Raw genomic sequence first — 6325 nt, forward strand, 5'->3', positions numbered from 1 at the left:
CCGAGCGATCACCCTAGGGCCTGTGTCAAAGTCCTCGGTCGAGCCGAGGCGGAGTCCAGGCGGAGATCCGGCCAGGGGCTTTGACACAGGCCCTCGGCCGGGGCGGCCGGCGGAGAAGACCCCTGCCTCCGGTTCCACCGCCGGGCGTGCGAGGCTTCGGTCATGGTGCTTGAGGTCGCGCTCATCAACGTACTGCCCGGACACGAGGACGAGTTCGCCGCCGCCTACGCGCAGGCGCACGGGATCATCACGGCCGTCGAGGGCTGCCGGTCGGTCCGGATGACCCGGGGCATCGAGACCCCGACCCGGTTCGTGCTGCTGGTCGAGTGGGACTCGGTCGAGGCGCACGAGCAGAACTTCCGGGGCACCGAGGCGTTCGACAAGTGGCGGGCGCTGATCGGCCCGCACTTCGCCGGCCCGCCCCGGGTCGAGCACTTCGTCGACGTCCCCGCCTGATCGGGCGGATCCACACCCGTCGTTGTCGTACCCCCCGGTTACCGTGCGGCGCACGCGCGGCACACCGGCCCCGGCGCGTTCGGGGGTGCCGGGTCCGGTGGCCGCGCGGCGACAATCCGCTGGCGCCGACCGGGCCGCGGCGGGTTGACTGTCGATCATGAGTGATCGGGTCTTCCTGGTGACCGGCGTGAGCCGTCGGATCGGCATCGGCGCGGCGGTGGCCCGGCTGCTCGCCGCCGACGGGCACCGGTTGCTGCTCAGCGGCCTGCCGGCCTACGACGACGCCCAGCCCTACGGCGGCGATCCCGACGGCGTCCCCGCGCTGCTCGGCGAGCTCGGCGCCGCCGCCGGATACGTCCCGGCCGACCTGCTCGACCCGGCCGCGCCCGGTGCACTGGTCGCCGAGGCGGTACGCCGGCACGGCCGGCTCGACGCGGTGGTGGCCGTGCACGCGTACTCCACCCATACCCCGCTCGGCGCGCTCGACGCCACCGAGATCGACCGGCACCTGCTGGTCAACGTCCGGGCGACACTGCTGCTCGCCGAGGCGTTCGCCGCCGCGTTCACCGCCGGCTCGGGCGGCCGGCTGGTGTTCTTCTCCAGCGGGCAGCGGCTCGGCCCGATGCCCGGTGAGCTGGCGTACGCCGCCAGCAAGGCCGGCGTGGAGAACCTGACCGCCCAGCTCGCCCCGCTGCTGATGCCTCGCGGCATCACGGTCAACTGCGTCAACCCCGGGCCGACCGACACCGGCTACGCCCCGCCGGACGTGCACGCCGCGGTGGCCGGGCTCTTCCCCGGCGGGCGGTGGGGCAGCCCGGCCGACGCCGCCCGGCTGGTCCGCTTCCTCTGCTCGCCCGACGCCGACTGGATCACCGGACAGGTGATCGACTCGGAGGGCGGCTTCCAGCGGCACCGCTGAGCGGCGCTCACCCGCCGGCCGAGCGACCCGCCTCCCCCTCGGCACCGCCGGGACGCGCGCCGTTGGCGACCTCGCCGGCCCGGTCGCGCAGCAGCGCGGCGGTCTCCTCCGCGCTCAACGCCACCGCCGACAGCCAGCCGGTCATCCGCTCGTAGCGGGCGACGTCGTCGTCGGTCGCCAGCCGCACGTCGTTGGTGAGCGTCTCCAGCATCACCGTGCGCGGATCGGCCGGGTCGGGGAAGGAGTAGCAGGAGTAGGCGGTCAGCGCGTGCACCGCCCCGGGCGGGGCGGCCGCGCGGGGCACCACCCGGATCGTCACGTTCGGCAGGTCGGCCAGGGCGAGCAGGTGCGCCAACTGCTCCTGCCAGATCTCGACCGGGACGCCGGCCGGGTCGCAGACCCGTTCGTCCAGCAGGCCGGTGTAGTGCGGCGGGTCGGGGCGGCGCAGCACGTCCTGGCGGGCCAGCCGCGCCCGCACGTCGGCGTCCACGTCGACGTCCGGGTGCAGCAGCCGGCCGGCAAGGACCCGCAGGCGGGCGTACCCGGGGGCCTGGAGCAGACCGGGTACGACGGCCGGCTGGTACTCCACGATGGCCGCCGCCCCCGCCTCCAGCTCGGCGTACGTGCGCTGCCGCTCGTGCATCTCGCCGAGCGCCTTCCACCAGCCGCGGCTGGTCGCGGCGTCCCGGGCGATGACGATCAGCGCCTCCCGCTGCGGCGACGGCACCTGGTAGACGTCCAGCAGGTCGAGCACGTCGGCGAGGTCGGGCCGGCTCTGCCCCAGCTCGATGCGGGACAGCTTCGACGTGGAGGCCCAGCCCAGCAGCCCACACACCTGTTCCAGGGTGAGCGCCTCCCGTCTGCGCAGCTGGCGCAACTCGGCGCCGAGGCGCGCACGGCGAATGACAGGACTCGATGACAACGGCATCCCGGCCTCCCCACGACGGAGGGTACGCAGGACCGTCACCCAGGGCAATACCTTGCTTGCGCACCGCAACCGTCCGGCCCCCGTCGGGCGCGAACCCCGCGCCGCCGGGCAGAGCGCACCGGTCAGGGCCGGTACGTGCCGAACGACCAGACGTTGCCGGCGAGGTCGCGGGCGGTGTAGTCGCGGGAGCCGTAGTCGGTGTCGAAGGGTTCGCGGACGATCTCCGCGCCGGCCGCCCTCGCCCGGCCGTGATGGGCGTCGGCGTCGTCGACCGCCACGTAGACGACGTAGTCGTCGTCGGCCGGCCGGACCCGGGGACCGCTCCCGGTGGCCAGCATGATCAGATCGCCGCCGTAGCCGAGCTGGGCGTGCGCGACGGACCCGTCGGGCGCGTCGTGCACCTCGTGGACCTGGAAGTCGAACGCCGCGCGGAGCCAGTCGATTGCGGCACGGGCGTCGGGATACCGGAAGACCGGGTAGATCCTTCGCATGGCCCGAGTCTGCCGCCGCCCCGGTCAGCCGGGATTGGACGAAAGCGATCCGGAACGCGCCAGCGCGGCCGGCGTCGTACCGGCGAACTCCCGGAAGTCCCTAATCAGGTGCGACTGGTCGAAGTAGCCGCAGCGGGCCGCCAGCTCCGCCCACCCGCCCGGACCGGCGGGAGCATCGGCGCCCGGCCGCGGGACCAGGTCGCGGGCCAGCGTCGCGTACGCCCGGCCGAAGCGCAGCAGCCGGGCGGTCGCCTTGGGCGTCAGCCCCAGCTCCGCGCGGAACCGGACGGCGAGGTGCCGGCTGCTCCAGCCCAGCTCGTCGGCGAGGTCACCGACGCCGATCCGGCCGCCGGTGCCGGCGAGCCGACGCCACGCCCGGCCCAGCGTCGGATCGAGCGGGGCGGTGCCGGCCAGCCGCGCACCGAGCGCCGCGTCGAGCAGGGCGAACCGGCGCGGCCAGTCCGGCGCGTCGGCCAGCCGGCGGCGCAGCCTGTCCAGCCACCGGTCCGGCAGGTCGCCGACCGGCACGGCCCGGTTGGCCAGCTCGCCCAGCGGCAGGCCGAGGACCCGGCGGGCCGCCGGTGGGGTGAGCACCAGCTGGACGCCGAGCCCCACGCCCAGGGTCGAGGTGGTGCAGTGGCCGTCGAAGGGCCCGGCGACGAACGAGTTAACCCCGTACGCCCCACGCCCGGCCGCCCGCGGGTCGACCACGTCGAGCGGGGCGCCCCAGCCCAGCACCAGCACCACGAAGGCGCCGGCGACCTCGCGGCGGACCAGCGGCAGCGGGGCGGGCTCGCGGTAGCCGAGGTACCGGTCGACGAACGGGCGCAGGCGGGGGTCGGGCAGCCCGACGACGGCCTCGATCCCGCCCATCCCCCGCTCCCCCTACTTCACGCCCGCGGCGTCCATCCCGCGCAGTTCCTTCTTGAGGTCGGCGACCTCGTCCCGGATCCGGGCGGCCAGCTCGAACTGCAGCTCCCGGGCCGCGGCCAGCATCTGGTCGTTGAGCTCCTGGATGAGCTGCGCCAGATCGGCGCGGGCCATCCCCTCCCGGGACGGGCCGGCCGCGCCACCCCGACTGCGGCTGCGGGTCTCCTTGACCGGGGCCTTGCCCCGGGAGAGCTGCCGCACCGCCCCGCCGACCCGACTGTTCTCGGTGTCCTCCGCCTCGCGGTAGATGTCGTCGAGGATGTCGTGGATCTTCTTGCGCAGCGGTTCCGGGCTGATGCCGTGCGCCTCGTTGTGCGCGATCTGCTTGGCTCGGCGCCGGTCGGTCTCGTCGATCGCGGCCGCCATCGACGGAGTGATCTTGTCGGCGTACATGTGCACCTGGCCGGAGACGTTACGGGCGGCGCGGCCGATGGTCTGGATCAGCGACCGGCCGCTGCGCAGGAAGCCCTCCTTGTCGGCGTCGAGGATCGCGACCAGGGACACCTCGGGCAGGTCGAGGCCCTCCCGGAGCAGGTTGATGCCGACCAGCACGTCGTACTCGCCCTTGCGCAGCTCGCGCAGCAACTCGACCCGGCGCAGCGTGTCGACCTCGGAGTGCAGGTAGCGCACCCGGATGCCGTTCTCCAGCAGGTAGTCGGAGAGGTCCTCGGCCATCTTCTTGGTCAGCGTGGTGACCAGCACCCGCTCGTCGCGCTCGGTACGCAGCTTGATCTCGTGCATCAGGTCGTCGATCTGGCCCTTGGTGGGCTTGATCACGACCTCCGGGTCGATCAGCCCGGTCGGGCGGATCACCTGCTCCACGAACTCGCCCTGCGCCTGCTCCAGCTCCCACGGACCGGGGGTGGCGGAGAGGTAGACCATCTGGCCGACCCGCTCCAGGAACTCGTCGAAGCGCAGCGGCCGGTTGTCGGCGGCGCTGGGCAGCCGGAAGCCGTGGTCGATCAGCATCCGCTTGCGGGACGCGTCGCCCTCGTACATGCCGCCGATCTGCGGGATGGTCACGTGCGACTCGTCGATGACGGTGAGGAAGTCGTCGGGGAAGTAGTCGAGCAGGCAGTGCGGCGGGCTGCCGGGCAGCCGCCCGTCCATGTGCATGGAGTAGTTCTCGATGCCGGAGCAGAAGCCGACCTGGCGCATCATCTCGATGTCGTAGGTGGTGCGCATCCGCAGCCGCTGCGCCTCCAGCAGCTTGCCCTGCCGCTCCAGCTCGGCCAGCCGCTCGCCCAGCTCGGTCTCGATGTCGCGGATCGCCCGCTCCATCCGCTCCGGGCCGGCCGCGTAGTGGGTGGCGGGGAAGATGACCAGCTGGTCGACCTCGCGGACCACGTCGCCGGTGAGCGGGTTGAGGTAGTAGAGCTTCTCCACCTCGTCACCGAACAGCTCGATCCGGACCGCCAGCTCCTCGTACGCCGGGATGATCTCCAGGGTGTCGCCGCGGACCCGGAAGGTGCCCCGCTGGAAGGCCATGTCGTTGCGGGTGTACTGGATGTCGACCAGGCGGCGCAGCAGCTGGTCCCGGTCGAGCTCCTGCCCCACGGCGACCCGGACCGCGCGGTCCAGGTATTCCTCCGGGGTGCCCAGGCCGTAGATGGCGGAGACCGTGGCGACCACGATCACGTCCCGGCGGGTGAGCAGCGACATGGTGGCCGAGTGGCGCAGCCGCTCGACCTCCTCGTTGATCGAGGAGTCCTTCTCGATGTAGGTGTCGGTCTGCGGGATGTACGCCTCGGGCTGGTAGTAGTCGTAGTAGGAGACGAAGTACTCCACCGCGTTGTGCGGGAGCAGCTCGCTGAACTCCTTGGCCAGCTGGGCGCAGAGCGTCTTGTTGGGCGCGAGCACCAGGGTGGGGCGTTGCAGCCGCTCGACGAGCCACGCCGTGGTGGCGCTCTTGCCGGTGCCGGTCGCGCCGAGCAGCACGGTGTTGCGGTCGCCGCGCCGGACCCGACGCTCAAGGTCGTCGATGGCGGCCGGCTGGTCGCCGGCCGGCTGGAACTCGCTGACGACCTGGAAGCGGCCGTCGAGCCGGGGAATGTCGAGCGCCATGACATCAACGGTACGCCGAGGGTCCGACACTCCGTCGCGACTACGGGCGGTCCGTGATCGGCTTCGATATTCCCATTGTGGGCCACATCCCACCGCGCTAGCCTGAACACCGTAGGCCGCTCGCGGCGGCCGACCGGGCAGGTGGCCGGGCCCTCACGGGGCTCCCGCCCCCGGCACAGGAGGGTCGCAGCACCCGGACATCGCCGGCGTGCGCACCCGACGTGGTCGCGCCCATGGCGCAGACCGGCCGCCGCGAGCGCCCCTGCCTCGCACCGTCTTCCTCGTCACCCTCGCCGCCGCCGGGCGTTCAACCACTCGTGGAGACCTCCCCCGACCGGCCGCCGCCCCCGTCCACCCCGACGGGTCCGCCCCCCGACATCCCCGTCGCCGCGCGGCCGCCCACCCGTACCCCCGTCGGCAACGGCGGACGCGGCTCGGCCGGCCACGGCGCCGGACGCCGACGGCCGGGCCGGCGCCGCCGCGACCCCGCCCGGCACGCGCTGCGCACCCCGCCGGTCCTGGCCGCCGTCGCCGGCT

Annotated in this window: 6 protein-coding genes and 1 pseudogene; 3 read left to right on the plus strand and 4 right to left on the minus strand. The window is 73.5% G+C overall.

The window, feature by feature from the left end; genetic code table 11:
* The first annotated feature begins 162 nt into the window (after positions 1–162).
* Both V6U89_RS29030 and V6U89_RS29035 read left to right on the plus strand, forming a co-directional pair.
* Positions 163–456, plus strand: coding sequence for an antibiotic biosynthesis monooxygenase family protein (locus V6U89_RS29030; RefSeq protein ID WP_334576198.1), 294 nt, complete (start codon positions 163–165; stop codon positions 454–456).
* Positions 457–613: 157 nt separating this feature from the next.
* Positions 614–1375, plus strand: a complete 762-nt coding sequence (locus V6U89_RS29035) for an SDR family oxidoreductase (protein WP_334576201.1) — start codon at positions 614–616, stop codon at positions 1373–1375.
* 7 nt (positions 1376–1382) lie between these two features.
* Here V6U89_RS29035 and V6U89_RS29040 read toward each other — a convergent pair whose 3' ends face one another.
* The 4 genes from V6U89_RS29040 to uvrB form a co-directional block, all read right to left on the minus strand.
* The gene (locus V6U89_RS29040; RefSeq protein WP_334576205.1) at positions 1383–2303 is read right to left on the minus strand and encodes a helix-turn-helix domain-containing protein; all 921 of its coding nucleotides are present in this window, start codon (positions 2301–2303) and stop codon (positions 1383–1385) included.
* Between the two features lie 122 nt (positions 2304–2425).
* Entirely contained in the window at positions 2426–2794 is a 369-nt protein-coding gene (locus tag V6U89_RS29045; protein WP_334576209.1) for a VOC family protein, read from the minus strand.
* A 24-nt stretch (positions 2795–2818) separates the two neighbouring features.
* A complete protein-coding gene (locus tag V6U89_RS29050; protein WP_334576213.1) occupies positions 2819–3667 on the minus strand; it encodes a helix-turn-helix domain-containing protein in 849 nt (282 codons plus the stop codon).
* Positions 3668–3679: 12 nt separating this feature from the next.
* Positions 3680–5788, minus strand: coding sequence for an excinuclease ABC subunit UvrB (gene uvrB, locus V6U89_RS29055; RefSeq protein WP_280840789.1), 2109 nt, complete (start codon positions 5786–5788; stop codon positions 3680–3682).
* 317 nt (positions 5789–6105) lie between these two features.
* Here uvrB and V6U89_RS29060 point away from each other — a divergent pair.
* Positions 6106–6325 (plus strand): annotated as a pseudogene (locus V6U89_RS29060) (hypothetical protein); the annotation flags it as partial.

It is taken from the genome of Micromonospora sp. CPCC 206171 (assembly GCF_036906755.1).
In the GTDB taxonomy this organism is placed as follows: domain Bacteria; phylum Actinomycetota; class Actinomycetes; order Mycobacteriales; family Micromonosporaceae; genus Micromonospora; species Micromonospora purpureochromogenes.